The 24,830-nt window shown below is 60.1% G+C and carries 31 protein-coding genes; 5 read left to right on the forward strand and 26 right to left on the reverse strand.

Annotation, left to right across the window (positions count from 1 at the left end; translation table 11 throughout):
* The 3 genes from rsmH to M2366_RS12505 all read right to left on the reverse strand — a co-directional run bounded on the left by rsmH (window position 1) and on the right by M2366_RS12505 (window position 1,936).
* The gene (gene rsmH / locus M2366_RS12495) at window positions 1-939 is read right to left on the reverse strand and encodes a 16S rRNA (cytosine(1402)-N(4))-methyltransferase RsmH (protein ID WP_042041819.1); all 939 of its coding nucleotides are present in this window, start codon (window positions 937-939) and stop codon (window positions 1-3) included.
* Entirely contained in the window at window positions 940-1,398 is a 459-nt protein-coding gene (mraZ, locus tag M2366_RS12500; RefSeq protein ID WP_042041821.1) for a division/cell wall cluster transcriptional repressor MraZ, read from the reverse strand. It abuts the gene before it with no gap.
* Between the two features lie 241 nt (window positions 1,399-1,639).
* On the reverse strand, window positions 1,640-1,936 hold the full coding sequence (locus M2366_RS12505; protein WP_042041823.1) for a hypothetical protein: 297 nt from the start codon (window positions 1,934-1,936) through the stop codon (window positions 1,640-1,642).
* Window positions 1,937-2,154: 218 nt separating this feature from the next.
* Here M2366_RS12505 and M2366_RS12510 point away from each other — a divergent pair, with 218 nt between their 5' ends.
* Entirely contained in the window at window positions 2,155-3,054 is a 900-nt protein-coding gene (locus tag M2366_RS12510; protein WP_259269873.1) for a lytic transglycosylase domain-containing protein, read from the forward strand.
* Here the strand turns inward: M2366_RS12510 and M2366_RS12515 are convergent.
* The 11 genes from M2366_RS12515 to lafA (M2366_RS12565) all read right to left on the reverse strand — a co-directional run bounded on the left by M2366_RS12515 (window position 2,990) and on the right by lafA (M2366_RS12565) (window position 11,789).
* Window positions 2,990-3,445 carry a hypothetical protein gene (locus M2366_RS12515; RefSeq protein WP_224431918.1) on the reverse strand — a complete coding sequence of 152 codons (456 nt, stop codon included), beginning with the start codon at window positions 3,443-3,445 and terminating at the stop codon, window positions 2,990-2,992. The two genes, M2366_RS12510 and M2366_RS12515, sit on opposite strands and share 65 nt — an antisense overlap.
* The gene (gene lafU, locus M2366_RS12520; RefSeq protein ID WP_042041825.1) at window positions 3,442-4,380 is read right to left on the reverse strand and encodes a lateral flagellar motor protein LafU; all 939 of its coding nucleotides are present in this window, start codon (window positions 4,378-4,380) and stop codon (window positions 3,442-3,444) included. The genes M2366_RS12515 and lafU overlap by 4 nt, the downstream gene beginning before the upstream one ends.
* Complete coding sequence (lafT, locus tag M2366_RS12525) at window positions 4,381-5,238, reverse strand: lateral flagellar motor stator protein LafT (protein ID WP_042041828.1); 858 nt, start codon at window positions 5,236-5,238, stop codon at window positions 4,381-4,383.
* A gap of 53 nt (window positions 5,239-5,291) precedes the next feature.
* A complete protein-coding gene (gene lafS, locus M2366_RS12530) occupies window positions 5,292-6,002 on the reverse strand; it encodes a lateral flagellar system RNA polymerase sigma factor LafS (protein ID WP_042041830.1) in 711 nt (236 codons plus the stop codon).
* 7 nt (window positions 6,003-6,009) lie between these two features.
* Window positions 6,010-6,468: a lateral flagellar basal body-associated protein LafF gene (gene lafF / locus M2366_RS12535; protein WP_042041832.1), complete on the reverse strand. Its 459-nt coding sequence runs from the start codon at window positions 6,466-6,468 to the stop codon at window positions 6,010-6,012.
* A 31-nt stretch (window positions 6,469-6,499) separates the two neighbouring features.
* The gene (locus M2366_RS19850) at window positions 6,500-7,600 is read right to left on the reverse strand and encodes a flagellar hook-length control protein FliK (RefSeq protein ID WP_310508871.1); all 1,101 of its coding nucleotides are present in this window, start codon (window positions 7,598-7,600) and stop codon (window positions 6,500-6,502) included.
* Window positions 7,591-7,929: a LafX gene (locus M2366_RS12545; RefSeq protein WP_259269874.1), complete on the reverse strand. Its 339-nt coding sequence runs from the start codon at window positions 7,927-7,929 to the stop codon at window positions 7,591-7,593. The genes M2366_RS19850 and M2366_RS12545 overlap by 10 nt, the downstream gene beginning before the upstream one ends.
* Window positions 7,930-8,054: 125 nt before the next feature.
* On the reverse strand, window positions 8,055-8,447 hold the full coding sequence (lafC, locus tag M2366_RS12550; protein WP_259236835.1) for a lateral flagellar export chaperone LafC: 393 nt from the start codon (window positions 8,445-8,447) through the stop codon (window positions 8,055-8,057).
* A gap of 39 nt (window positions 8,448-8,486) precedes the next feature.
* Window positions 8,487-9,770 (reverse strand): lateral flagellar capping protein LafB, encoded by a 1,284-nt coding sequence (gene lafB / locus M2366_RS12555; RefSeq protein WP_259269875.1) that lies wholly within the window; start codon window positions 9,768-9,770, stop codon window positions 8,487-8,489.
* Between the two features lie 119 nt (window positions 9,771-9,889).
* On the reverse strand, window positions 9,890-10,756 hold the full coding sequence (gene lafA, locus M2366_RS12560) for a lateral flagellin LafA (RefSeq protein ID WP_259269876.1): 867 nt from the start codon (window positions 10,754-10,756) through the stop codon (window positions 9,890-9,892).
* A gap of 172 nt (window positions 10,757-10,928) precedes the next feature.
* Window positions 10,929-11,789 (reverse strand): lateral flagellin LafA, encoded by an 861-nt coding sequence (gene lafA, locus M2366_RS12565; RefSeq protein ID WP_259236832.1) that lies wholly within the window; start codon window positions 11,787-11,789, stop codon window positions 10,929-10,931.
* Between the two features lie 236 nt (window positions 11,790-12,025).
* On the opposite strand from lafA (M2366_RS12565), the gene fliB reads away from it, so the two are divergent.
* Window positions 12,026-13,198, forward strand: a complete 1,173-nt coding sequence (fliB, locus tag M2366_RS12570; RefSeq protein ID WP_259236831.1) for a flagellin lysine-N-methylase — start codon at window positions 12,026-12,028, stop codon at window positions 13,196-13,198.
* A 77-nt stretch (window positions 13,199-13,275) separates the two neighbouring features.
* On the opposite strand, the gene M2366_RS12575 is transcribed toward fliB, so the two are convergent.
* The 12 genes from M2366_RS12575 to lfgB form a co-directional block, all read right to left on the reverse strand.
* Window positions 13,276-14,280: a hypothetical protein gene (locus M2366_RS12575; protein ID WP_259236830.1), complete on the reverse strand. Its 1,005-nt coding sequence runs from the start codon at window positions 14,278-14,280 to the stop codon at window positions 13,276-13,278.
* Window positions 14,281-14,298: 18 nt separating this feature from the next.
* A complete protein-coding gene (gene lfgL, locus M2366_RS12580; protein ID WP_224431910.1) occupies window positions 14,299-15,198 on the reverse strand; it encodes a lateral flagellar hook-associated protein LfgL in 900 nt (299 codons plus the stop codon).
* 77 nt (window positions 15,199-15,275) lie between these two features.
* Window positions 15,276-16,595, reverse strand: a complete 1,320-nt coding sequence (gene lfgK, locus M2366_RS12585) for a lateral flagellar hook-associated protein LfgK (RefSeq protein ID WP_042041847.1) — start codon at window positions 16,593-16,595, stop codon at window positions 15,276-15,278.
* A gap of 61 nt (window positions 16,596-16,656) precedes the next feature.
* Window positions 16,657-17,049 carry a rod-binding protein gene (locus M2366_RS12590; protein WP_042041849.1) on the reverse strand — a complete coding sequence of 131 codons (393 nt, stop codon included), beginning with the start codon at window positions 17,047-17,049 and terminating at the stop codon, window positions 16,657-16,659.
* Window positions 17,050-17,058: 9 nt separating this feature from the next.
* Window positions 17,059-18,165 (reverse strand): lateral flagellar basal body P-ring FlgIL, encoded by a 1,107-nt coding sequence (gene fgIL / locus M2366_RS12595; RefSeq protein ID WP_042041851.1) that lies wholly within the window; start codon window positions 18,163-18,165, stop codon window positions 17,059-17,061.
* 8 nt (window positions 18,166-18,173) lie between these two features.
* Window positions 18,174-18,845, reverse strand: a complete 672-nt coding sequence (flgH, locus tag M2366_RS12600) for a flagellar basal body L-ring protein FlgH (protein WP_042041852.1) — start codon at window positions 18,843-18,845, stop codon at window positions 18,174-18,176.
* The gene (gene lfgG, locus M2366_RS12605; protein ID WP_042041854.1) at window positions 18,845-19,630 is read right to left on the reverse strand and encodes a lateral flagellar basal-body rod protein LfgG; all 786 of its coding nucleotides are present in this window, start codon (window positions 19,628-19,630) and stop codon (window positions 18,845-18,847) included. Before lfgG ends, flgH begins: the two co-directional genes overlap by 1 nt.
* A gap of 66 nt (window positions 19,631-19,696) precedes the next feature.
* Entirely contained in the window at window positions 19,697-20,431 is a 735-nt protein-coding gene (gene lfgF / locus M2366_RS12610; protein WP_042041855.1) for a lateral flagellar basal-body rod protein LfgF, read from the reverse strand.
* A 9-nt stretch (window positions 20,432-20,440) separates the two neighbouring features.
* Window positions 20,441-21,643: a lateral flagellar hook protein FlgEL gene (gene flgEL / locus M2366_RS12615; protein WP_259269877.1), complete on the reverse strand. Its 1,203-nt coding sequence runs from the start codon at window positions 21,641-21,643 to the stop codon at window positions 20,441-20,443.
* A gap of 18 nt (window positions 21,644-21,661) precedes the next feature.
* Window positions 21,662-22,339: a flagellar hook assembly protein FlgD gene (locus M2366_RS12620; RefSeq protein ID WP_224431908.1), complete on the reverse strand. Its 678-nt coding sequence runs from the start codon at window positions 22,337-22,339 to the stop codon at window positions 21,662-21,664.
* A gap of 2 nt (window positions 22,340-22,341) precedes the next feature.
* On the reverse strand, window positions 22,342-22,764 hold the full coding sequence (gene flgCL, locus M2366_RS12625; protein ID WP_042041861.1) for a lateral flagellar basal body rod protein FlgCL: 423 nt from the start codon (window positions 22,762-22,764) through the stop codon (window positions 22,342-22,344).
* Window positions 22,765-22,766: 2 nt separating this feature from the next.
* Window positions 22,767-23,156: a lateral flagellar basal body rod protein LfgB gene (lfgB, locus tag M2366_RS12630; RefSeq protein ID WP_042041862.1), complete on the reverse strand. Its 390-nt coding sequence runs from the start codon at window positions 23,154-23,156 to the stop codon at window positions 22,767-22,769.
* A 169-nt stretch (window positions 23,157-23,325) separates the two neighbouring features.
* On the opposite strand from lfgB, the gene flgA reads away from it, so the two are divergent.
* The 3 genes from flgA (at window position 23,326) to M2366_RS12645 (ending at window position 24,816) form a co-directional block, all read left to right on the forward strand.
* The gene (gene flgA / locus M2366_RS12635) at window positions 23,326-24,021 is read left to right on the forward strand and encodes a flagellar basal body P-ring formation chaperone FlgA (protein WP_259269898.1); all 696 of its coding nucleotides are present in this window, start codon (window positions 23,326-23,328) and stop codon (window positions 24,019-24,021) included.
* A gap of 79 nt (window positions 24,022-24,100) precedes the next feature.
* Window positions 24,101-24,373, forward strand: coding sequence for a flagellar biosynthesis anti-sigma factor FlgM (flgM, locus tag M2366_RS12640; RefSeq protein WP_224431907.1), 273 nt, complete (start codon window positions 24,101-24,103; stop codon window positions 24,371-24,373).
* Window positions 24,370-24,816, forward strand: a complete 447-nt coding sequence (locus tag M2366_RS12645; protein WP_042041866.1) for a flagellar protein FlgN — start codon at window positions 24,370-24,372, stop codon at window positions 24,814-24,816. Before flgM ends, M2366_RS12645 begins: the two co-directional genes overlap by 4 nt.
* Window positions 24,817-24,830: the final 14 nt, after the last annotated feature.

Raw genomic sequence — 24,830 nt, forward strand, 5'->3', positions numbered from 1 at the left:
TTAATCCGCCAACCGCTGTGCGACCCGCAGCACCGAGCTGCGTGAACGGCTGTTTTCGCTGACTTCATGGTCAGAAGGCTTGAGTGCCTTGCCCACCGACTTCAACTTGCGACCACCGGCCAGTTGGGACTCGGTCAGGGGGATGCCGCGGGGAACGTCCGGGCCCTTCTCATGTTTGCGGATGAAGTGTTTCACGAGGCGATCTTCCAGGGAGTGGAAGCTGATGACCGACAGGCGCCCTTCCGGGGCCAGGGCCTGCAAGGCACCATCGAGGGCCGTCTCTATCTCGTCAAGCTCGCTGTTGATATAGATGCGGATCGCCTGGAAGCTGCGGGTGGCGGCGTGTTTACCCTTCTCTTTGCTCGGATTGACCCTGGCAATCATCTCCGCCAGTGGCCGGGTACGCACATAGGGCTCAGTGGCACGGTCATGGACGATGGCACGGGCTATCTTCTTGGCGAAGCGCTCCTCACCAAAGGTCTTGAGCACCCAGGCAATATCATCCACATCTGCCCTGGCCAGCCACTCGGCGGCGCTCTGGCCGCTGGTCGGATCCATGCGCATGTCGAGGGGGCCATCTTTCATGAAGCTGAAACCGCGCTCTGCATCATCGAGCTGAGGCGAGGAGACCCCCAGATCCAGCAGGAAGCCGTTTACCTTGCCGAGCAGGCCGCGATCATTGAGGTAGTCGGTGATGCCGGAGAAGGGGCCATGGACTATCTCGAAACGGGAGTCCTGGATCTTGGCGGCCTCGGCGATGGCCTGGGGATCGCGGTCAATCGCGATCAAGCGGCCATGGGGGCCCAGTTTTTCCAAGATGAGACGGGAGTGACCGCCACGGCCAAAGGTGCCGTCGACGTAGATGCCGTCCGGCTGGATGGCCAGACCTTCGACGGCTTCGTGCAACAGCACTGTGATGTGTTCAGCGGCTTGGCTCATTTATAGCGAGAAATCCTGTAAACGATCCGAGCCAGCCCAGTCATCCTCGGGCAGACTCGCGATATCGGTATCGATCTGATGTTGCCAGCGGGACTCGTCCCACAGCTCAAACTTGTTGAGCTGACCCACCAGCATGATTTTTTTGTCCAGCCCGGCATGAGTGCGCAGGGGCTGGGAGAGCAAAAGACGGCCATTGCCGTCCAGTTCACATTCGGTCGCATGGCCGAGCAACAGACGCTGCAGGCGGCGCTGTGCCGGATCCATGCTCGAGAGTGTCTTCAGCTTGCGCTCAATCTCCTCCCATTCATGCAAGGGGTAGAGCAGCAGGCAGGGGTGGGCGATATCGATGGTACAGACCAGCTGGCCGTCGCATTCGTCGCGCAGCCAATCACGGTATTTGGTCGGAATCGCCAGTCGCCCTTTGACATCCAGGCTGATGGCGTGAGCACCACGCAACAAATTAGCCATCCCCAATGAGTAACACATGGTGGGCTTTTGCCCAGAAAAACCACTTTGATCCACTTTTCTCCACTGTGAAGTTTAAGGACGAGTAAAGTGCTTTTCAAGCAAGGATCCTTACGGCGGGGAACATATTGACGCAGCGGCTGATAAGGGCAGATTAAGTGAGTTGATTTTCCACAAGTTATTTGCTGGAAAAAGACAGCGATTAATTAGAGACCCATTGAGGCAACGCCTCCATTCAGGGCGAAATAATAAAGCGATAAAGGATTAAGGTACACAAGGCAATGCTCACACCGACCACGGGATAGATGATGTAACCATCCCCAGCCCGCCGTGCTCGCAGGCAAACAAGCTGACAAAGCAGCAGGTTGTAGAGAATGAGGAGGGCGCTCAGCAGCATATTTGTCGCCAGACCCAGTCCATCCATATAAAGGATGTAGAGTCCCATCAGCACGAAGTTAATCAGGATGAGATAGAGCAGAAATTTCTGCAGTGTTCTGCCTGCTGTCGAGGGGGTTTTTGCTTGTGGTATCATGCTCATCACATCCTTGAATCCACATGAACAGTCGACAAAAAAGGTCTGAAACTGTTGAGAGCAACCATGTTTTTATTCCCATTCGGCCACCCAGAGATGGCGGCGCCATGAGAGTCATAACAAAATGGCTGTACTCGCTGACAATTTTGACATCATCCTGTTGTTATTCTTATCAAAACTATCATTGGCAGTCGGGTTTTCCCAGCCCCCTGACAGGGGTGGGCAATGAGCTGGTACAGGAACAGACTCAGTTCCTGCTCAAACAGCAGGATTATCTGCAGCGACGCCTGAGTCAGGTGCAACCGATGATCCGCTGGGTCGCCCAGCAGGTCGAAGCCAGACAGCTCCCCCCTTTGCTCAGTTTCGTACCCCTCATCGAGAGCAGTTACCGGTTGGAGGTTGTCTCCCACGCGGGGGCAGCCGGTCCCTGGCAATTGATGCCCCAGACGGCGAGTCGCTTCGGGGTCCCCATTAACAGCAGCTTTGATGGCCGCTACTCCCTGCCGCTCGCCACCGAGGCAGCACTCACCTACCTCGCCTGGCTCTATCAACTGTTCGATCGGGACTGGCCATTGGCCCTGGCAGCCTACAACGCGGGGGAGGGTCGAGTCGCCAAGGCCATACTGGCCGCCAACAGCCGTAATCTGTGGGATCTGGCGCTGCCGGAGGAGACGCGTTTCTATGTCGCACGCCTGCTGGCCCTCTCTCGTCTGTTGCAGAACCCAGATCGCTACAGTTTCATGCTACCCCCCTGGCGCCAAGGGGCCGATCTGCAACTCGAATCAGAACCTCAGGGCTGTTCCCTGCTGGCCTGGGCACTTGAGAAAGGTGTTTCCATGAATGATGCCAGTCGCTGGAATCCCGCCTGGCGCCTGCCCCAGGCTCAGGGGGTAAGCCGTTGTCCCATTGCCTACAGCACATCCGACGGGCACCAACCCAGTGGACATCAAGCGACCAGGGGGCCCTTTATCGCCAGTACCATTTCATTGGAGAGTCTGCATGATCCCTTGCTGCTCCAGGCAAGCAAGGGACTGGATCTGGGTCAAGGCGGGCTCAGGTTGGAGAAGGTGCCTGATCCGCTGGGTCTGGATCGACGCCCGGTTCCGCTACTGCCATGAAGCAGTGTCGCCAGTGGCTAAGCACAGGAGCCAGATCCACTTGTCCCGGATCCGTCCAGCTGGCTCCATAGAAACTCAAATACTGGCCTATGCCGCGCCTATGCATGATCTGGCACTCGAGCCGGATGTGGGGGGCAAGCGAGAGGCTGATGGTGTCAGGCAGCTCGAAACGGGACGGGGCCAGGAAGCCCACCCCGCCAGGTCCTATGTCCTTGATCACTGCCCGCCCGATCCGCTTGTCAAACAACAGACCGCTGATCAGCAGGCGAGCGGCGATGCCACAGCTTTGCGCCTCTAAGGGGGTGGTGCCGTCGTGCAGATACCAACGCGGTACCTTGCGCCTGGGATCCTGCTGCTGCAGCGTTAGCTCATGGGCTAGTTCATCCTTCATCTGGGCACACCTTCCTTGGCCTGGGCCGTCGCGGCCTGTATCTGTGAGCTGAACAACTGATCCAGGCTCTGCTCGGCCTCGGTCGTCATGATCAGCAATTCGATGCGCCGGTTACGGCTACCGGTCGGGTTATCGGCATCCTCCAGCATGGTATCGGACATCGCCACTACCTGGGCAATCCGCTGTGGCGGCATGCCGCCTGCCAGCAACACCCGTCTGGCCATCATGGCGCGATCGGAGGAGAGCTCCCAGTTGCTGTAGTTGTCTCCGGCAAAGGGGGTGTTATCCGTGTGGCCCGAGATCATCACCCGGTTCTCCACCCGCTGAAACACCGGGGCCAACCCCATCAGCAGATGACGGAAGAAGGGGCTGATCCTGGCACTGCCCCGGCTGTACATCTCCCTGTCCTCGTTGTCCCGGATGAGGATCCGCAGCCCCTGCGGCACCAGCTGAAGCTCCAGGTTGTTCTTGGCCTGCAGTTGATCGGCCAGGGAGTCGATGACGCCAGCCAATTGCGCCATCTGTTGCTTGCCCTCGACCCGCCCCACAATCAGGTTGCTGTAGTGATCGACTCCCTTCTCATTGAGGATGCTCTGGCTGGGGTCTCTGTGTCTGGGCATCAACTGGCCGTCCGGCGTGTAAACGGGCACCAGCTCTTCCAGGGGTGAGGGCTGGCCGCCGAGGTCGACCGGGAAGGGGCTATTACGGATATCGAAGGGATTGGCCGCGTTGTCCAGAATACTGTAATCACGCAGATGGCTGGCGACCTGCTCACGCTCCTCCTGATTGGAGACGGCCAGGATCCAGAGCACCATGAACAGGGCCATCATGGCGAGGGTGAAGTCGGCGAAGGCCACCTTCCAGGCCCCTCCGCTCTTGGGCGCCGAGTTGCGTCGGTTCTGCCGCTTGATAATGATCTGTTCGTGGTTACGCATCTACATCGCCTTGTTGGTGACCCACTCTTCCAGCTCCATGAAGCTGGGTTTGACGTCGGGCTCTAATACCTTGCGTCCCGAGTCCACCGCAAGCAGAGGCTGTTTGCCACGCAACTGGGCCAGCAGTATGGATTTGACGCACATCAGCAGGGAGATGCGCCGTTTGACCAGATCTTCCATGGCGCTGCTCAGGGGCTCGAGCAGGCAGTAACACATGAATATCCCGATGAAGGTGCCGACCAGGGCCGCAGCCACGTGTACGCCAATGGCGGTGAGAGGGCCATCGAGCTGCTGCATGGTGATGATGATGCCCATGACCGCCGCCAGTATGCCGAAGCCCGGGCAGGCCTCCCCCGTCTTGTGCAGGGCATGGGCCGGTTTGAGCATCTCCTCCTCGATGGCCATGATCTCCTGCTCGAGCATGGTCTCCAGTTCATGGGGGCTGATCTTGCCCATGCCGAGCAGGCGCAGGTTGTCGATGATGAAGCCCAGCAACTGAGGATCCTCGGCGATCTGCGGGTACATCAGGAAGACCGAGCTCTGTTGCGGATTCTCGATGTGTTCATCGAGGGCCTTGAGGCCCTTGCTGCGGGTCTCTTCCAGCAGTTGATGCATCAAGGTCAGCAACTCGCGGTAGAGCTCCCGCTCAGCCTTGTTTGGCTTGGCCACCAGTTTGATCTGGCGCCACATCTCGTGGAGCACCTCTTTGGAGTTGCCGATGAACATGGAGCCGATGGCCGCGCCGAAGATAATGACCATCTCGGCGGGCTGCCACAGGGCAAGCAGGCGCCCACCGGCCATCATGAAACCGCCCAGCACACACACGAAGATGATGCCCAGGCCTAGCTGTTTTTGCATGAATGCTCCCGCACAACACAAGGAGCCTCGCCACGGGGTGTGACGAGGCATGATTAGATGGAATCGACCAATTGCTTCTTGAGCTGAAGCACACACTGCTTATGCAGCTGACAAACCCGGGACTCGGTCAGACCGAGTACCAGGGCTATCTCCTTCATGTTCAGCTCATGTTGGTAGTAGAGGGAGAGCAGCAACTGCTCCCGCTTGTCCAGGGTGGCGAGCACCTTGCTGAGGGTCATGGCCAGGTCGGCATCATCGGATTCGGCGGTCGGCGCCCGGCCACCATTCTCCAGCCACTCTTCCAGACTCTGCAAAGCCTCGGCCTGGCTGGCATAGGCAAGCTGGCGGACCTCCTCCACCGAGGTGGCGAGCGCATCGGCCAGCTCTTGCTCGGTCGGCGCGCGCCCTGCGCTATTGTGCAGCTCGCGCTGGGCCTGGTTGTAAACATGGACCTGCTGGCGCAGTTGGCGTGGTCGCCAGTCGAGACGACGCAGCTCGTCGAGCATGGCGCCACGGACGCGCTTGAAGGCATAACTCTCGAACTGCTGATCCGGCTCACCATCATAGCGACGCCAGGCCTCCAGCAAGCCCATCATGCCCACCTGCTCCATGTCATCCTGATCGAAACTGGCAGATACCTGGCTACGCAGGTGACTGGCCGCCCGTTTGACCAGGGGCAGATAGCGCATCAAGATGGCCTGCTCGCCTAAGATGGGCCTCTTGGCGGCGAAGACATCTGGCTGCTCCCACTCCGAATGACTCATCGCGGACCTATTGCACCAACACCTTGGTGATCAGCACTTCATCCAGATAGGTCTGATAACCATATCCCTGTAACGTCGTGGTCAACTTGCCAAGCAGCGAGCTCTGCAGGACGCTGATGTTCTGCAGCTCCTGCCGCACGTTCTCCAGGGTCCGATGGCTGAAGTACTGCACCATGGCGTTGCGGATCAGGGGTTTGAGCTCTTCCAGCACGGTCAGTTGGGCCGGATTGTGGGTCACCAGGGCCAGTTCCAGTACCAGATAATGGGTCTGGGCCCCGCCCTCCAGGCTGATGACGAAACGCTCCATGGGTTTGAACAACGGCGTCGCACTGAGTTCAGGCTTGGCCTCGGTCAGACCGAGCCAGACCCCGATCTGCTCCCGCTTCAGATAAGCGCCATAAGCTAGCACCAGCAGTAAGCAGCAAGCCGCCACTATCACCATCAACCACTTGAAAAATCGCCGCATCGTATCTCGTTACCTTGTTGTTCGGTTGCTATCAGACCAGGGTGTTGAGCCAATCTCGGCCCCGGGTGTCGGTCGGTGAGGGTTCATCGGCCCAGTCGCGCCGCCCGGCCAGTACCTCGTCCTGAGTCCAGGCCTGACGCCGCTCCTGCTCGCCCCCCTGACCCACATTGACCTCGACCCCACCGGCATGATGGGGTGCCAGGCTCATGCGCAGCCGTTCCATTGACTGGATAAGGGCGTCACGCACCGCCGGATTAGCCACATTCAGCTGCACACTGAGCTTGTCGCCCTCCATCCGAACCGTGAGCTCAAGGCGCCCCAGCTCAGGGGGGTCCAGGCGAATATGAGCCTGCTTTATCTGATGGTTGACCTGCATCTCGACCTTGTCGCGGAGCAGATCGACCAGTTGCTGGCCCCATTGAGACTGGTTGTCTGCCAGCTTGGCCGGTGCCCATTGATACTCGGGACCGCGAGCCAGCTGCAGGGTGGTGAGGGTGGGCACCTGCATCCCTTTCGATTCGACCCCCTCCCCTTTGGGCAGATCCCCCCCCAACGCAGCGATCAGGGCGGGAGGCAAAACGGGTAAGGGACGGGCGGTAACGGCTTCACCGGCGCGGGTTGTCGCGGGAGTCTGATGCTCAGCCTGGCTGGCTTGACCGGCCAGATCGGCGAAGGCACCTTGACGCAGCTTGAGCCTCGCCTGCAGCGTCTCGAATGCGAGCGATGGTACATCCGGCAACAGCGGCCGATCCTCCCGAGTAGAGACAAGTGCCTGGGTTACCTGCGTCGGGCGCGACTCCGCGCTGAAAGTCAGTGTCTCCACCCCGGCACTGCGCCGGGAGAAGCCGCTGCTCGTGGATGCTGTGAAACCTGTCATGGGGTCTTGCTGCAGGAAAACAGCGAGGGCGGCGGCCAGCGCCTCCTCATCATGGTGACCTGCTTCCGGCGGGGCCTCCTCATTACCTTGTTCTTGAGACAGCGTTGGCAAAGGAAGAGGCGATACCTCAGCGTGGGGGCTGTCGAGCGGCAGGTAACCCTGTTCGGGCTCCACCGGCTGGCGACTACGAATAGTGCCCTGCTCTGGGGACGCGGCGGCCAGTGTCGCCTGCTCCAGATGGCGGATCACAGCCATGACTGCACCTCGTCATAGGCTTGCATCCCTTCGCGCCCCTGACTGAGTCGTTGCCACTCTTGCTGACGGGTCTCCAGCTCGGCCCGGCACTGGGCAAGCGCCTCGCCATGCCAGGCCTTGACCTGCTGACGGACAGGCTGCAGAGCCTGCCAAAGGGAGGGCGAGTTCGCCAGTGCGCCGCAAAACTGTGCCAACCGCTGATCGGTCAAGCGCACCGCATCCCACTGACCGGCCTGGGCCTGCTGTTGCAACTGACGACCCAGAGCCAGCAGCTGGCGCTGGCGAGTCTCATACTCGATGCCGGGTATCGATGGCTTTTTGACGGGCATGGCAAGGGCCTTAATGAGTGGTAGCACATAGCCACTAGCAAGGAGTGGGCCATAAAATAAATAATAATTATCAATGGATTAGGATGTCGACATGGGAATGGCGGGAAGTGCTGCTTCCGCCTGCTTCACCCCTTGTGAGCCGCCATGGCTTCCCAGCCCTGTTTTAGCTCCTGCAGAATGCGTCGTACATCGGCGAAACCAGCCAAATCATTGCTGACGCTGATCTCGAACAGGCGCTGGCCGCAGTAGTCATAGAGACGGTGCAGGTTGGCCGCAAGCTCCCCCCCCTTCTCCATGTCGAGGGCGCTGTCGAGGCCACCGAGGATCTGCAGGCACTTGTTGATGGCCTGCCCCTTGCGCTCATACTGCCTGGCCTGGATATGGCCTTCGGCCCGGGCTATCTCATCGAGCAGGCCATCCATCAACATCAGCACCAGCTGATGGGGATCGGCGCTGGCGGCCTTGGCCTGAGTGGCGGCAAATTGATAGGCATCGTAGCCATCTTGGTGTTCAAACATGGAAAACTCACTTAGTCAGAATAAAGCGCGGGCATCGACTCACAAAGAACCCATGGTCTGCATCATCTGGTTCATGGTGGTGAATTGATTGAGGTAGCGCTTATACGTGGATTCCATGCGCCGATCCAGTGCCTCCATCCGCTCGTCCAGACGGCGCTGGTTGTTCTCAAGACCCGTCTTGCGTCCTTTGAGCATCCCATCCCGCTTGGTGTAAGGATCCATGGCGTTACTCATCCGCTTGAGCAGACCATCATCCCCCATCAATGCCTTGCCAAGCAGCTCGGGATCCTTCTCCAGCGCCTTGTTGAAGTCAGTCTCGTTGAACGCCAGCTTGCCCGCCTTATCCGTCTTGATCCCCAAGCTATTCAGGGTCAGGCCATTGGGCAGATCCCGTACCTTGGCAGCCAGCAGGCTCTTGAGGCCGCGCACCCCACTGTCCGAGGCAAGGGCTCCCGGCGCCTTGGGATCGCTGGCGGTCATCTTGGCCAACTCGCCCACCAGCTCGTTGTAGCTGTCGACAAACTGCTTGAGGGAGCCGGTCACGGCCTCGGTATCTTGACCAATGGTGACCTGCATCGGGGGATCCCCGGCCGCCTGCACCTTGGTCAGCTCCAAAGTGAGACCATCGACCACATTCTCTATCTTGTTGCTGGCAGAGGTGATAGTGAGCGGGCTATCCCCCCCCATCCGCAACTTGGCATCCTGCGCCTTGGTGATGTCGGTGCGAGCCGCCAGCGCAGTGGCAAAGGCACTGGCCGGATCGCCGCTGTAACTCAGATTGATGACGTTCTCCTCCCCCGTCTCCTTGCCGGTCAGTACCAGGTTGACCTTGCCATCGGTGCGCACCAAGGTCGCCTTGACCCCGGGGTTGTCCGTGGCATTGTTGATGTGGGTGACCAGATCCTTGACGGTCGCCCCCGCCGGCAGGGCGGCCAGGTCCACGTTCAGGGTCTTGCCCTTCACCGCCAGAGAGAGAGTGCCACTCGCCGGCAGGAGATCCGTGTCGCTGCCGAGCTGCACCCCCAGCTGATGAGCCTGAGCCAGCTGCTCGACGAAGAAACTGTATTGACCCGAGCTCGCCTTGCCGTTGCTGGTGACCGTCATGAAGCCCTCCTGGGACATGGTCGCCTTCTGGGCCTGCAAGGTGGAAGCCTTGTTCAAGTCCTTGAGCATGGTCTGGAAGGTGGAGAGCTTGGTGTTGAGCGCGCTCAACGCCGTCTGCTGCCCCTTGACGCTCGCCATCTGGCGATTGAGCAGGGCATCCATGTTCTGACGCTCGGCGGCAACCAGCTGAGAGGCCATGGAGGAGGGATCTATCTGCATCTTGTTACACCCTTGAGACTAGGTTCATCCGGCATGTCGATTGGAAAACACAGGCACCTGCTTTCCGATGGACAGGCGATAAAAACAGGCCGCCCGGACAGGGCAGCCCGTTAACACTATTAACGCAGCAGGGAAGTGACCATGCCGGTCATCTGGTTGGAGTTGGAGAGCACGGACATGCCAGCTTGCATCAGCATCTGGTTCTTGGTCATGTTGGTGGTCTCCTGGGCGAAGTCGGCATCCATGATGCGGCCGTTCGCCATGTCGGTGTTCTCTTTCATATTGGAGAGGTTGTTGACCGTGTGCTCCAGACGGTTGATGTTGGCACCGAACTGGGAACGGGCGGTACCGATGGCGTCCAGGGCGTCTTCCATCTTGGTGATCTGCGCATTGAAATCGGTGGACTTCAATACGGTAGCGGCCACATCGGCGTCCTTAAAAGCAGTTTCAGTATCATCGATAGCTTTGTTCACTGCTTTAACATTGGTGCTGGCATCAACATCCAGTTTCTCCCCAGCAGAGCCACCAATCTGGAAGGTCACAGCGGCAGCGCCAAACTTGCCAGCATCGCTGATCAGGTCCTGGCCGCCAAACTTGGTGTTGTCGCTGATGTTCTTCAGTTCGGCGGTGAGTTCCTTCATCTCTGTCCCCATGGCCAGGCGATCTTCCGCACTCGAGGTACCGTTGGCGCCCTGGGTGGCCAGATCCTTCATGCGCTGGACGATATTGGTCATCTCGTCCATGGCCCCTTCGGCGGTCTGCATCATGGAGACGGCATCCTGAGCGTTGCGCATGCCGACCTTCTGACCGTTGGACTGGGCTTGCAGACGGGTAGCCATCTGCAGACCGGCGGCATCATCGGCGGCGGAGTTGATGCGCAGACCGGTGCCCAGACGCTGCATGGCGGTGCCCAGCATCTTGTTGGTGGTATTGAGCTGGCTCTGAGTGGTCAGAGAGGCAAAGTTGGTGTGAATGGACAAACCCATGATGTACTCCTCGAAAAGCTGCGATGCAGCGGGTAACCCTGTAGGGAGGAGAAGCGACCGGGGGCGGCCAAGACTTGAATGGATTACTGAAAAAATACGGGAAAAGCGGAAACGGTCAGGAGGGGAGGAAGTGGAAAAAGGCACTCATCCCGGGGGATGAGTGCCACAGGTATCAACGCAGCAGGGAGGTGACCATGCCGGTCATCTGGTTGGAGTTGGAGAGCACGGACATGCCAGCTTGCATCAGCATCTGGTTCTTGGTCATGTTGGTGGTCTCCTGGGCGAAATCGGCATCCATGATGCGGCCGTTCGCCATGTCGGTGTTCTCCTTCATGTTGGAGAGGTTGTTGACCGTGTGCTCCAGACGGTTGATGTTGGCACCGAAGGAGGAACGGACAGAGCCGATTTGATCAAGCAGGTTAGTTGTGGCGGTAATCGCATCACTGGCTTTGGTTTGATCACCTATACCAGCGACAATATCAGCGTCCGCAATACCCTTAGTTGCTGTAGTGCCGGTCAGATCCTTCATGGCGGTTGCTACATCAACCTTCAGTGTTTCAGTGCTAGAGCCACCAATCTGGAAAGTCACACCAGTGGCAACCTCAAACGACCCACCCTTCAACAATTTCTGGCCACCAAAGCTGGTGTTACCAACAATATTACCCAACTCCTTGGTCAGTTCGCCGAACTCGGCGTTCAGGGCGGTGTAGTCTTCGGCGCTGGTAGTGCCGTTGGCACCCTGGGTGGCCAGGTCCTTCATGCGCTGGACGATATTGGTCATCTCGTCCATGGCGCCTTCGGCGGTCTGCATCATGGAGACGGCATCCTGGGCGTTGCGCATGCCCACTTTCTGGCCATTGGATTGGGCTTGCAGGCGGGTAGCCATCTGCAGACCGGCGGCATCATCGGCGGCGGAGTTGATGCGCAGACCGGTGCCCAGACGCTGCATGGCGGTGCCCAGCATCTTGTTGGTGGTATTGAGCTGGCTCTGAGTGGTCAGCGAGGCGAAGTTGGTGTGAATGGACAGACCCATGGTCGTTTCCTTGAGTGAGATGCTGCCGGGCAGCTGATTGGTTGACTCCCTTCAAGAGCGACCGCCCGGCGGTGAAAATGAAATGACGGCCGCACTTTTTTAAAATTTTCACCCGCCCAAGCCTGGGTGCATCGCTTGCCACTTCGGGCACCCTTCTTGCAGTACGTCGGCCACAGCGATCGATGCGGGCAGCCGCCCGTGCGATCATGAGGTTCAAGCCACGCAAGGAGATCAGAATGGCCCATACCCTGCTTACCCCCAGGTACTATCAGCAATTCCAGTGCATCGGCGATCGATGCGAAGACAACTGCTGTCATGGTTGGACCATTTCCATCGACAAGCAGACCTATCGCCACTACGTCAGCCACCCTGATCAACTCATCCAGAGCACCGCCAAACAGCATATCCAGAAGGTGAAAAAATCCGATGCTCATTGGGGCACTATCCGCATGGATAAGACGGGAGCCTGCCCCTTCCTCGACGGAACAGGATTGTGCAATGTCCACAAGCAGGCGGGCCCCGAAGCCCTCAGCCACACCTGCAAGAGCTACCCCAGGCAGCAAACCCAGTTGGGTGATCAGCACAGGCGCAGTCTGATGCTCTCCTGCCCCGAAGTCAGCCGCCGGGTGTTGCTCGACCCCCAGGCCATGGCGATGGAGGCAACCCCCTTCATCGGCAAGGGCAAGCCCAAGGCCATCGCTCCTGCCCAGGCCTCCTTGCACATGTTGAGCATCGACGTGCTGCTGGCCGATGCCATGACGGTGGAAGAGCGGCTCTGGTTGATTGGCATGCTGGTACACAGAGATGAGAGCAAGGTATCCAACCAGGCCTTCCTCGAGCAGATGGTGCCTATGATAGAGCAGGGCCAACTCGCCACGGCCTTCGCCCAGCTCCCCTTCATTGGCAAGATCCAGTGGTGGGCGCTGCGCACCCTCACCCATCTGCTGATGCTCAACAACCAGCACCAGCAGCGCCGTGGGCGCGTGACCATGAGCCGCTGTCTGGAGACCATCAATCGGGTGCTGGAGGGCGAGTATGATGAACACAAACTCGCCAGCCTGCATCAGTGCTGGCATGAACGGGTTGCCCCCTTCCTGGCCGAACGACCCCATATTCAGCAGAACCATCTGCTCTATTACGTCTATCACAACCAGTTCCCGGCCCAGGGACAGAGTCCGCAGCTGGCCTATCGCCTGCTGATCGCGGACTACTTCCTGCTGCGCAGCTACCTGTGCCTGCTGGCCATGGGGGATGCGCCCCTGACCGAGGGGGATGTCACGGACCTCTTCTACAGCTATCACACGGTTCGCCAGCACAACGCGACCTTCCTGAGCACCCTGGAGAAGGGGTTGGAAGATTCCGGGCTCGCCAGCGACCTGACCCTCTACGCCTTGCTCAAGACGGGATAATCCGGGAGCGGGGATGCCAGAAACGACAACACCCCGGGTCACGGGGTGTTGTCTGTGTCACCAAATGCACGACGCGATCAGGCCAGCAGCGCCACCACATTCTGGCGGGAGACATTGGCCTGGGCCAACAGGCCCGCCATGGTACCGGCAAAACCGCCATCCTTGAGCTGGCTGCTCAACTTGCTTTGCAGCTGTTCCAGCTCATCGAGCTTGAGACTCTGGCTGCGGGATTTCACCTTGTCCAGCTGCTGGACCATCTTCTGGCGGAACTGTTTGAGTTCGCGAACCGACTGCTCTATCTCGCCGAGCAGCTTGTGCAATCTGCGCTGCTCCTGCTTGATCTCACCGCGCCCCAGCCCCTCACCCAGCAGGCTCAATTGACCAGGGTGCTGCTTGAACTTGACCGGCACCGGGTTACCGGCCGGGATCCGGATCCCTTCACCACTGATGAGGACAGGTTCATCCAGTTTGCGTCTCTGCGCCTCAGGCAGACTCAGCTCCAGCTTGCCCTGCTCACTCATCCTGGCCTGGATCTGCTCCTTGTTCAGGGCCTGATCCAGCCGCTTGATCACCTCTTGTCCCTGGGCTCCCGCCGGAATCAACACTTCCACCGCGCTGTTGCTGACGGGAAAGGCCAGTACCAGTCGCTCGGCCGTCGGTTTGGCCGTCAGCAGCTCCAGATGATCGACCCCATAATGAACCCGGCTGCCCGCACCATTCAGCAACCTCGGCTTGAGGGCATCCGTCAAGGGGGCATCCTGACTGGTCAGTTTCTCTTCGAGGGCGCGCAGACGCTGGACTATCTCCCCCCCGGCACTCGTGGTCTGCGAGAGCTGCCGCTCCAGGCGCTTGAGCTCGCCCCACACCTGACCGAGGGCCTGCTCGCCACCCTGAGCATGGGCGATACGTTGCTGGGCCGTGCCAATCAGCGCCCAACGTTCCAGCCTCGCCACATTGGGGTGACGATCCATGGCGACCGGCTGGCGACTCTTGTTCTTCCCCTGAACAGATGCCTGACCGCGCAACTTGAGCTGGGCGGAGGCTTCGGCCACACCGCCCGGTCTGGTCTGCTGGATCTGCATCTTGGGTCCTTATCCGGGTCAGGGAATGTAGTTGAACAGGCTCAGGCCATTGACCTTGGCAAACGCCTGCTGCTGGACCTGAAGAGCCATCAGCACATGGGCTTGCTTGGTCACCGCCTCGGCATAATCGAGGGACTCTATCTGATTGCTCACTTCCTTGCTATAGATGGTCTTCTCGGCATGGCTCTCGTCGATCTGGTCGAGCAGATTGATGCGGGCGCCTATGCCGCTCACCATCTGGCTGATCTCATCTTGCAACAGCTGACTGCGATCCAGCATGGCACCCGCCTCTGCATTGGTATCACCGGTCGAGCTCTCCAGCAGCGTCACCAGATCGTCCAGCTGTTTGAAGAAGTCCCCGCCCTGAATGAAGAGGCTATCGGCGGTGTGATTGAGGCCGACCGTCACCCCCTTGGCCACCACCACCTCCCGCACCAGGGCATCCCCCTGATAGAGGTAGTTGCCACCCGCATCCTTGACGATGGCGGTCTTGTCGACCTGACTGCCCGCAAACAGGCTGGAGCCACTCTCGTTGCGGCCATTGGCCAGATCGAGCAGACCCTCCTTGAGCACCGCCAGCTCGCTGGCAACCGCAGCCCTGTCATCGGGGGACATGCTGCCGGTGGCCGCCATCTGGGTCAGGTCTCGCAACCGCATCAGCATGTTGGTCATGGTGTCGAGCTGCTGCTCCCCTTGGGATAGCTGGCTCTTGGCATTGAAAATGTTCTTCTGGTACTGGGCCATGGCCGTCTGCTCTTTGTGCAGCCCCTGCAGGCGCACGCTGCCGATGGCGTCATCCGATGGCTGCAGGATCCGCTTGTTGCTCGCGATCTGACGATCGAGCCGCGCATAGTCACCGAAGCCCTGTTGCAGGTTGCCGAGCATGCTGAGCTGGATCTGGTTGGTACTGACACGCATGGAGAGTTCCTCAGAACATGTTCAGGAAAAAGGTGAAGAGCGGGTGCTGGTCGGCGCTGACAATCATGGACTTAGCCTCAGAACATATTCAGGAGAGAGGTGAATAGTTGATCCGAGGTGCTGATCACCTTGGCATTGGCCTGATACGCCTTGGTGTAGGCCATCACCTTGACCCCTTCCTCATCGGTATTGACGCCGCTGACACTGCTCAGCTTGAGGGAGAGTTGTTGCTCCAGGTTGGCGTTGGCATCCAGTTGGGCCTTGGCCTGGCCGCTCTGCACCGCCATCTGGCCAAGCAAACTGCCGTAGGCGTCATACTGGCCATCCTTGATGGTGATCAGCGCCTGCAGATTACGGTTGTCGCCCGGGCCCCCTCCGACCTGGGCGAAGGCGAGATCGTCCCCTTTAAAACCCGACGCCAGCTTGAGCGTGCCGGCAGGGTCCAGCGGGTCATAGACGAACAGCGGCTTGCCGGTGCCGCCATTGAGGTCTATGCCGTTCATCTGCTTGGCATTGAATTCATCGGCCAGCTTGCTGGCTATCTGGCCCAGCTCATCCCGGGTCGGACGCAGTACCTCGGCACGGTAAGCGAGCATGCCGGCCAGGGTGCCGCCACTGAGCTTGGGCACCTCGAACGTCTGGGGGCCAAAGCTCAGGGAGAGCTGGTCACCCTTGATGGTGAGGCTGCTGCTGCTCGCGCCCAGCACCAGGGGTTGTCCCTGAGGCAGGCTGAGTGCCACGGATCCATCGCTCTGGCGGTTGACCCTGACCTCCATCAGGGTGGAAAGCTCGCGGATCACCTGATCCCGACTATCTTCCAGCACCGAGGTATTCACCCCTTTCGAGGATTGATCGCCGATCTGCTTGTTGAGTTCGGCCACCTGCCCCAGGTAACTGTTGACCTGACTGACGCTGCCGTTGAGCTGATCGTCGATCTGCTTCTCCTGAGTCAGCAGGCTCTCGCTTAGCTGATTGAAACGGTTGGCAAGCGCACCGGCCGAGCTGACAATCTGACTGCGCTGGGCCGGGGTTTCCGGACTGTCCAGGGCCGCACTGAGTGAGGCAAAGAAACTGTCGAGTCCCTTGGCAATATTCATTGATTCGCTGCCAAGCAGTTGCTCGGTGGTATTGATGTATTGATGAAAGGAGTAGGCAGATCCCAGGGAGGAGCCGGCACGCCAGTGCTGGGCCACCAGATAGTCGTCGGTGATGCGGCGCACTCCGACGACTTCAACCCCCATGCCGTTATCCAGCCGACCAAAACCAGACAGGCTGCCCATCATGGCCTCCTGGCGCGAATAGCCGGTGGTATTGGCGTTGGCAATGTTCTGGGCGCTGACATTCAACGCTATCTGGGCGGCGTTGAGACCACTGAAGCCGATATTGAGCAGTGACATCTGTCAGCGTTCCTTCTGTTGGCAGGTTGGCGATAGGGATAGAAGCGGGTATGCCTTGGCATCACCCCGGTTTCTTCATCCGGGTCAGGGGTTGCTGGAAAGCCACCAGGCCCTGTTCCTGTGAAGCGACCATGGGCTCGGGATTCTTTAATGCGGGATCCAGTTGCCTGACCATCTGCTCCTTGAGCCCCAAACCACCGCGCTGCACCAGGCTCATGGCGAGCTGACTGTCATACATGTCGCGATAGAGCCCCTCGCCCTTGATCAGCTTGTCATCCTCGTCTTGCAAGGCATCGGTCGCGGCTCGCATGTGCTTGAGCACCGTCTGCAAAAAGCCAACCTCGAACTGGCCGGCGGCCGCCTCCAGGGCGGCCCGCTGATCCGGGTTGCTCTTTATCTGCTGCAACTCATTGAGATCCTGATAAAAACCAGGTTCTGATGTGATTCTAGTCATGATAGGTCCTCAGATGACCACCAGCTCGCCTTCGAGGGCTCCCGCCTCATCGAGGGCTTGCAGTATGGCCATGACATCATCCGGGGTGGCTCCCAGGGAGTTGACTGCCTTGACGATCACCTCGAGGGAGGTGCCTTCCGGCCAGACAAACATATTGTTGCGCTCCCGATCAACCTGGATCTGGGAGTTCGGTGTGGTGGTGGTCTGCCCATTGGAGAAGGCGTTGGGCTGACTCACCGTCTGGCTCTCGCCTATGGTGACAGTGAGACTACCATGGCTGACCGCCGCCTTGCGCACCTTGACCCCCTGCCCCATCACCACGGTGCCGGTCCGGCTGTTGAACACCACCCTGGGCCGCGCCTTGCCAAGGTCAATCTGGATGTCCTCGAGCAAGGCCATGAAGGAGATACGCTGGCTCTCATCCTTGGGGGCCGCCAACTGGATGCGGCCCGCGCTCACCGCCCTGGCCACCGGCCCCAACTGGGCATTGATGGCGCGCTCCACGTTGCGAGCGGTGCGGAAGTTGGGTTGATGCAGGTTGAGGGTCACTTCAGGCTTGTCGGCGAAGCTGTTGACCGCCTCCCGCTCTATGATGGCGCCATTGGGGATGATACCTGCGGTCGGGACATTGATGGTGACCGAGGAGCCGGACTGGCCTTCGGCCTTCACCCCGGCGACCACCAGATTGCCCTGGGCGACCGCATAGACTTCACCGTCAATACCCCGCAGTGGCGTCAACAGCAAGGAGCCGCCACGCAGGCTCTTGGCATCGCCGATGGAGGTGACTGTCACGTCCACCAGCTGGCCCTTGCCCGCCAGGGCAGGCAGGGTCGCCTGCACCGACACCGCGGCCACGTTCTTGAGCTTGGGATCGATATCGTCAGGCAGCTGCACACCGAACTGCTTGAGCATGTTGGCCATCGACTGACCGGTGAATTTGACCTGGCTGCGATCCCCGGTGCCGGACAGACCGACCACCAGGCCATAGCCCACCAACTGGTTGGGGCGCAGTCCCTGCACGTCCGCAATGTCGAGCAGAGCACGTTTGCTGGCCGGTGCCGCCGTCGCAAGCAGGGGCAGAACCAGGCAGAGCAGGGCAGGAAGCCACTTTTTCATAAGAGTCCTCAAAATGGCGCAAAGGCTGAGCTGAAGAAGCGGCTCAACCACCCCATCTGGTTGCTGTCTGCCAGGGCACCTCGCCCGGCATAGGTGATGCGGGCGTCGGCGATGCGCTGGGAAGAGATGCGATTGCGCTGATCGATGTCTTCGACCCGCACCATGCCGCCGAGCCGCACATACTCGTCCCCCTGGTTGAGACGGATCCACTTCTCGCCGCGGATCCCTATCACCCCATTGGGCATCACCTCTGCCACTGTGACCGTGATGGCACCGGACAGGGTGTTTTGCTGGCTGGACGTCGCGCCGCCGTCAAAATCCCGGTCAGCGCTCAGGGTCGCCCCCCAGTCGGTGCGCACCTCACCGCCGATGGACGGGGCCGGTACATTGAGACTGCTGCTCTTGCTGGTACTGGTATTGGCCTTCTTGCTGGATTGGGTTCGCTCCTCCAGCATGACGGTCAAGATGTCGCCGACCCGATAGGCGCGCCTGTCCTGAAACAGGGTGAACATATAGTTGTCGCGATAGAGGCTGCCATCCTCGCCACTGGCCGCCACGGGCAGATTGGGACGCGAGGGGGCCCACTGCTCTTCACCCGGCTCGGGGGCGCGCAGCTCATAGGTGGCGCAGCCACCGAGCAGCAACACCAGCCAGAGGCTCTGCCTGAACACGCTCATCATCACAGGGCCTGGGTCACGAACTTCAGCATCTGATCCGCCGCCGAGACCACCTTGGCATTCATCTCATAGGCGCGCTGGGTGGTGATCATGTCGACCATCTCTTCCACCACATTGACGTTGGAACTCTCCAGGGTGTACTGCTTGATGGCCCCCATGGCATCCTCGCCAGGCACCCCTTCGATCGCCTCACCGGAGGCTCCGGTGGCCCGATACAGGTTGCCGCCCAGCGCCTCCAGACCGGCCGGATTGGCGAAGTTGGTCAGGGTGATCCGGCCGAGCTCCACGTTCTCCTGCTGACCCGGCAGAGTGGCACTGACGGTGCCATCTGTGCCGATGGAGACCTTGGTGGCATTGTCCGGGATCTGGATCTGCGGCAGCATGGGCAGGCCATCGGCATTGACCAGCAACCCCTCGGCGCTGCGATGCCACTGGCCATTGCGGCTATAGGCGGTTTCACCATCCGGGCGCTCGACCCCGAAGAAACCCGCCCCGACCACCGCCATGTCCAGCTCCTGGTTGGTATTCTGGAACTGACCCGAGGTGAATACCTTCTGGGTCCCGACCACCCGAACCCCGTTCCCCATCTGGATGCCGATCGGCGCCAGATTCTGTTGATCCTGCTGGGCACCCGGTTGGCGCTGGACCTGATAGAAGAGGTCTTCGAAAGCAACCCTATCTCGCTTGAAGCCGACCGTGTTGACGTTGGCCAGGTTGTTGGAAATGCTGGCCATCTTGGCATCTTGTGCCGACAGGCCGGTCTTGCTGACCCATAATGCTGCGTGCATCGACTCTCTCCACTGCGTTCATGAGGACCCGGCCAGGGGCCGGATCCGAAATATTGCCCCTGAGGGTTAACCCTGGCCCGAGATGAGGCGGGCGCCCTGGCGGGCCTGATCGTCTGCCGTCTTCATCAACTTGACCTGCAATTCGAAGTTGCGGGTCAGTGCCATGCTGCCGATCAGCTCGTCGACCGCGTTGACGTTGCCCCCTTCCAGGAAGCCGGAGGCCATCACCACCTCTTCACTCGGCTCGGCATCGCCGCCCTGGCGCAGGCGAAACAAGCCATCCAGTCCCTTGACCAGCTCGCTGGCCGCCGGATTGACCAGCTTGAGCCGTCCCACATCGAGGCGGGCGCCCCCACCGGGAGGCGTGATGCTCAGGGAGCCATCATTGCCGAAACTGAGATCCCGATAGGCCGGCACCACCAGTTCACCGCCATCCCCCAGCACGGGGCGGCCATTGAGGCTGAGCAGGCCATCGGCATCGACTTCCAGATTGCCGGCCCGGGTATAGGCCTCTGCACCATCTGCCGTTTGCACCGTCAGAAAACCCTCACCACGCACCGCCACGTCCAGCTTGCGATCCGTCTGCATCAGGGCACCGGCTCGAAAGTCGGTGCCGGCTACCTCTTCCCGCGCCATGACGCGGCTCTGGTAACCATCCCCGCTCAGGGCGTAAGCGGAGACCCGCTCGAAGTCGGCTCGAAAACCCGCCGTGTTGAGGTTCGCCAGGTTGTTGGCCCGGATCTGCTGGGCGACCAGGGAGTGCTGGGCGCCGGACATGGCGGTGTAGATTAGCTTTTCCACGGATCAGCCTCAGAAGGAGTTGAAGAGCACCTGGGTCATCTTGTCTGCCGAGCTGATGCTCTTGGCGTTCGCCTGGTAGTTGCGCTGGGAGGTCATCAGGTTCACCAGCTCACCGGTCAAGTCCACGTTGGAGCCCTCGTAGGCGCCCGAGGTCAGCGAACCCAAGGTGCCGCTGCCCGGGGCACCGACCACTGGCTGACCGGAGGAGAAGGATTGCTGCCAGGTGGTGTTGTTGCTCTGCAGCAGACCATTGGGGTTGGCGAAATTGGCCATGACCACCTGCCCCTGCAACAGGCTCTGACCATTGGTGAAGGTGGCGTAGACGCCGCCATCCCCATCGATGCGGACCCCGGTCAGATCGCCGGAGGTGTAACCGTTGGACTGGTTGCGGCTGACGTTGAAGTCGGAGGCATACTGGCTGAACTTGCTCAGACCGATGTCCAGGGTCATGGGCTCCGCACCCTGCGGTGTCAGGGCCAGGGTCGCCTTGTCGGCACCGCTGCCCACCGCATCAAAAGAACCATCCGTATTGAACTTGAGGTTGGTGGTGGTCCCGTTGGCGACGCCATCGACCGTGTAGTGCACCTGCCAGTCGTTGCTGCCAACCTTGACGAAATACTGGGTGACATTGTGTTCGCTGCCCAGGGAGTCAAACACCTTGCTGGACTGGGAGAAGTTGTAGCCCTCCGCCTTGCTGGCATCGAACGGATTGAGCGTGGTGTCTATGTTGCTGGCATCCGCCTTCAGATTGCCCACAAACTCCAGGGAGTCGGAGGCCTTGGCGGGCAGACTGCCGGTACCCACCTGCAGATCGCCCACAACCCCCGTCTGCAACTGACCGGCGCCGTTGACGGTATAGCCTTGCAGGCGATCCCCGGTCGAGGTGGTGAGGTAGTTGTTGGCATCGCGCTGGAACATGCCGGCACGGGTGTAGGAGGTCTGGCCGTTGCCATCCTTGAGCTGGAAGAAACCATTGCCGGAGATCGCCAGATCCAGACCACGGCCGGTGCGCATCAGATCGCCGTTGCGATCGAAGTTCTGGGAGACGTTGTTCATCTCGACCCCACCCGCCTGGCCGCCACCATAGATGGCTGCAAACTCGGCACGGCTCGATTTGAAACCGGCGGTGCTGACGTTGGCCACGTTGTTGCTGATGACGCTCAATTCCTGGTTAACGGCGCGCAGGCCGCTCAGTCCGATACTAAAAGACACTGTGTCGCTCCTATGGGCTTATGCCGATTTGCCAAACTGGATGGCGCTGAACAGGGGGACTTCCCCAACGCCCGCCACCTCTAACATGATGTCGCCGGTACCGGGCAGGGTGACCCTGTCCACCGTACTGGAGACATAGTGCTTGCTCTGCACCTTGCTCCCGGCCAGGGAGGCTTTCACCTCAAAGCTGTACTCGCCGGCGGGTAATACCGGCAGGTCGTAATCGATGCCACCAGCCTTGCTCTCCCCCCAGTTGCGGGTCGCAACCAGGGTGCCATGTTGATCAAATACCTTGAGCTCGACCTGGTCGGCCGCGCCACCCAGCTCAATCTGGCCCCGTATCGCCTTCTCTGCCCCCTGCTTGAGGGAAGCAGTCGGCACCATGACATCCCGACCGATCAGATCCGTGCTCTGCAGCACCTGCTGGGTATCCATCATGGCGATGGACTTTTGCTGCAATACCTTCAACTGCTCGACCCCCTCTACCATGCTGAACTGGGCCAGCTGGGTGACGTATTGGGAGCCGTCGAGGGGATTGGTGGGATCCTGATTCTGGAGCTGGGCCACCATCATCTGCAAAAACTCGTTGCGCAGCTGCATGCCACCGCTCGCCGTGCCGTTGCCAGCGATGTTGTCATCCAGGCTCTGACTGGTGCTGCGGGCCGTGTCCAGGCTACTGACCTGAGGAAGGCTCATGATCAGACCTGCCCGAGACGCAGGAGACCCTGCTGCATGCTGGAGATACGATTGATGACCTCCACCGAGGTCTCAAAGCCGCGCGAGGCACTCATCATGTCGGCCATCTCCTCCACCGCATTGACGTTGGAGTGGTACACGAAGCCATCCTCATCGGCCAGGGGATTGGTCGGCTCCAGCCGCCGCTCAATCTGGCGATCGGATTGCACTATGCCGGCAATCTGTACCTGGGCGGCCCCCATGCCATCGGCATCCTGAACCCGCTGATACAGGGTGGAGAACACCGGCTTGATGGCACGAAAAGCCTCCTCTTCCCGTCCCGCCACGCTATCGACGTTGGCAAGGTTGGAGGCGACGGTATCGAGACGGACCGTCTGTGCCCGCATGGCACTGCCGGCGATCTCATAGATTCGATTGAACGACATGATTAACGGCCCTCGATCGCCTTGGCGATCCCGCTGAGTTTCATATTGAGGAAGGTCAGGCTGGTCTGAAAATCGGTGGCATTGTTGGCAAACTTGCTCTGCTCCACACTGAGCTCGGCGGTGTTGCCATCCATGGAGACCTGGTAAGGCATGCGGTAGAGGGGATGCTGCATATCATCCTGCAGACGCCCCCCCGCAATGGCACCGCTCTCTTCCTTGGCCGCCACTTGCTGTGCGACCCGACCCAGAATGCTCTTATAATCCACGTCCCTGGCCAGATAGCCCGGGGTATCCACATTTGCCAGATTACCTGCGAGGATACGCGCCCTATCCGTTCGCACATTCAGGGCATAGGGATGTACCCCCAGCGCACTGTCAAATGAGATACTCATGCTTCATCCTCTCGTCAGCGAAATAGTCAGACCCGTGCAGGCCATATCAAGACTCATGCCAACCATGAAAAATCACCCCGTTCGCCCTATGGCGTGGCCTCATACCCTGCCTGGCACGCATCAGGGGGAAGCTGGCTTTCCCGGCAGGAAGTGGAGCGGCCTCTTGTTGATGCTGCTGCTCGCCCTGTCTCCCGGGGTGCAAGCCCAGACGGAGACACTGGATATCACCGCCCTGGAGCAGACCCTGCGCCAACAGGCGCAACGTCAGCTCGACGATTATCTGACCCTGCAACGCTGGCAGGCCAACCGCGTCGATTATCAAGTCTGGCTCGCGCCAGCGGCGGCGCACCTGCCCCCTTGTCGACAAGCCCTCGGGTTGCAGGCTGGCGGTCTCTATCGCCAGCCCTGGGGTCGGCGCCCCTACCTCATCAGCTGCGGCGATCCCCAATGGCAACTCAGGGGCAGGGTCGATGTCAGCGTCTTCATGTCGGTCTGGGCCACGGCCCAGGAGATAGCCAAGGGGCACCCCATCCAGGTCGCCGATCTGGTTGCCAAGGAGCTGGAAGTCAGCCGCATTCAGCGCGGTTTCACCCCGGCGAGCCTCTCCTTGCTCGAGCAAAAAAGCGCTCGCAGGCTGCGCACGGGCCAGCTGATCGGTGAACTCGACCTGCAGAAACAGTGGGCGGTGCGCCAGGGGGAAGGGGTACTGATCCGGGCGGGTCAGGGCAGCTTTGCCGCCACGACACGGGGGGAGGCGCTGGAAAATGGCGCTATCGGCGAGGGTATCAGGGTACGCAACAACAGCTCGGGCAGAGAGATCCAGACCTGGGTGCTGAGCAAGGGCGAGGTGGAGACACGATTTTGAGTGTTTTGAGCGAACAGTCCATTCAAGTTATGCTGACCCCCGGTCGCTTTACTCCAGTAGACCATCAGGAAGTGAACATATGAAGATCACCCGCGCCGACCTCATCCCGACTCAACCTCTGACTCAACGCAGGCAGGATGCGGCCCCAACGCCAAACCCACCTCGCCAAAGCGGTGAGAGCCAGATCAGTGCCACTGCCCAGACCATGGCACAAGCCAGTATCGCCCTGGCCGACACCCCGGATGTCGACATGGCCAAGGTCGAGCAGATCCGTCAGGCCATAGGGGAAGGGCGTCTGAGCCTCGACATGGATGCCTTGAGCCAGGCCATATTGGAACTGCACCGTCGATGAGCCAATCCGCCAGCCCTCTGGATGCCAAACAGAGAGTCAAGCAACTGCTGCTCGGCATCCAGCGGGATCTCGGCCGCTATGGCGAGTTGCAGCAGATGCTGCAGCGCCAGCATCTGCTGCTGGCGACCCACGAAGTGGATGCCTTGACCCAGCATAATCTGCAGCAAACTGAACTGATGAAGCAGATAGAGCAACAGGCTCAGCAACGCTGCCAGCATCTGCTCGCCCTGGGCATGGCGCCCAATGAGCAGGGCATGGCCAAGCTGATCGCTCGCCTGCCCGCTCAGTTGCAACACACCATGACGGGCCAGTGGCAACAACTCGAGTCCAGCCTGCGCCAGTGCCAACAGCAGAACGATCGCAACGGTCGCCTGCTGGCGGGACAGATTGAAACCCTGCATACCCTGCTCGGTCAGCGCCAGGAGTATGGCCAGGAAGCCTGAACCTCAGGCTCTTC

Source organism: Aeromonas sp. BIGb0405 (assembly GCF_024807335.1).
Taxonomy (GTDB): domain Bacteria; phylum Pseudomonadota; class Gammaproteobacteria; order Enterobacterales; family Aeromonadaceae; genus Aeromonas; species Aeromonas rivuli.

Excerpts from the sequence above, each read along its gene's own strand:
- M2366_RS12645 (WP_042041866.1), top strand. The coding sequence starts at position 24,370 with ATGAGCCAATCCGCCAGCCCTCTGGATGCCAAACAGAGAGTCAAGCAA.
- fgIL (WP_042041851.1), bottom strand. The coding sequence starts at position 18,165 with ATGAAAAAGTGGCTTCCTGCCCTGCTCTGCCTGGTTCTGCCCCTGCTT.
- lfgL (WP_224431910.1), bottom strand. The coding sequence starts at position 15,198 with ATGCGTGTCAGTACCAACCAGATCCAGCTCAGCATGCTCGGCAACCTG.
- lafA (WP_259236832.1), bottom strand. The coding sequence starts at position 11,789 with ATGGGTCTGTCCATTCACACCAACTTCGCCTCGCTGACCACTCAGAGC.
- flgH (WP_042041852.1), bottom strand. The coding sequence starts at position 18,845 with ATGATGAGCGTGTTCAGGCAGAGCCTCTGGCTGGTGTTGCTGCTCGGT.
- lfgG (WP_042041854.1), bottom strand. The coding sequence starts at position 19,630 with ATGCACGCAGCATTATGGGTCAGCAAGACCGGCCTGTCGGCACAAGAT.
- lafF (WP_042041832.1), bottom strand. The coding sequence starts at position 6,468 with ATGCGGCGATTTTTCAAGTGGTTGATGGTGATAGTGGCGGCTTGCTGC.
- M2366_RS12590 (WP_042041849.1), bottom strand. The coding sequence starts at position 17,049 with ATGACTAGAATCACATCAGAACCTGGTTTTTATCAGGATCTCAATGAG.
- rsmH (WP_042041819.1), bottom strand. The coding sequence starts at position 939 with ATGAGCCAAGCCGCTGAACACATCACAGTGCTGTTGCACGAAGCCGTC.
- flgM (WP_224431907.1), top strand. The coding sequence starts at position 24,101 with ATGAAGATCACCCGCGCCGACCTCATCCCGACTCAACCTCTGACTCAA.
- lfgB (WP_042041862.1), bottom strand. The coding sequence starts at position 23,156 with ATGAGTATCTCATTTGACAGTGCGCTGGGGGTACATCCCTATGCCCTG.
- lfgK (WP_042041847.1), bottom strand. The coding sequence starts at position 16,595 with ATGTCACTGCTCAATATCGGCTTCAGTGGTCTCAACGCCGCCCAGATA.
- M2366_RS12575 (WP_259236830.1), bottom strand. The coding sequence starts at position 14,280 with ATGCAGATCCAGCAGACCAGACCGGGCGGTGTGGCCGAAGCCTCCGCC.
- M2366_RS12515 (WP_224431918.1), bottom strand. The coding sequence starts at position 3,445 with ATGAAGGATGAACTAGCCCATGAGCTAACGCTGCAGCAGCAGGATCCC.
- fliB (WP_259236831.1), top strand. The coding sequence starts at position 12,026 with ATGGCCCATACCCTGCTTACCCCCAGGTACTATCAGCAATTCCAGTGC.
- M2366_RS12505 (WP_042041823.1), bottom strand. The coding sequence starts at position 1,936 with ATGATACCACAAGCAAAAACCCCCTCGACAGCAGGCAGAACACTGCAG.
- lafU (WP_042041825.1), bottom strand. The coding sequence starts at position 4,380 with ATGCGTAACCACGAACAGATCATTATCAAGCGGCAGAACCGACGCAAC.
- lafT (WP_042041828.1), bottom strand. The coding sequence starts at position 5,238 with ATGCAAAAACAGCTAGGCCTGGGCATCATCTTCGTGTGTGTGCTGGGC.
- lafC (WP_259236835.1), bottom strand. The coding sequence starts at position 8,447 with ATGTTTGAACACCAAGATGGCTACGATGCCTATCAATTTGCCGCCACT.
- lafB (WP_259269875.1), bottom strand. The coding sequence starts at position 9,770 with ATGCAGATAGATCCCTCCTCCATGGCCTCTCAGCTGGTTGCCGCCGAG.
- lafA (WP_259269876.1), bottom strand. The coding sequence starts at position 10,756 with ATGGGTTTGTCCATTCACACCAACTTTGCCTCTCTGACCACTCAGAGC.
- flgCL (WP_042041861.1), bottom strand. The coding sequence starts at position 22,764 with ATGTCGTTCAATCGAATCTATGAGATCGCCGGCAGTGCCATGCGGGCA.
- M2366_RS12545 (WP_259269874.1), bottom strand. The coding sequence starts at position 7,929 with ATGCCCGTCAAAAAGCCATCGATACCCGGCATCGAGTATGAGACTCGC.
- M2366_RS12620 (WP_224431908.1), bottom strand. The coding sequence starts at position 22,339 with ATGAGCCTTCCTCAGGTCAGTAGCCTGGACACGGCCCGCAGCACCAGT.
- flgA (WP_259269898.1), top strand. The coding sequence starts at position 23,326 with ATGCTGCTGCTCGCCCTGTCTCCCGGGGTGCAAGCCCAGACGGAGACA.
- lafS (WP_042041830.1), bottom strand. The coding sequence starts at position 6,002 with ATGAGTCATTCGGAGTGGGAGCAGCCAGATGTCTTCGCCGCCAAGAGG.
- M2366_RS19850 (WP_310508871.1), bottom strand. The coding sequence starts at position 7,600 with ATGGCTGTGATCCGCCATCTGGAGCAGGCGACACTGGCCGCCGCGTCC.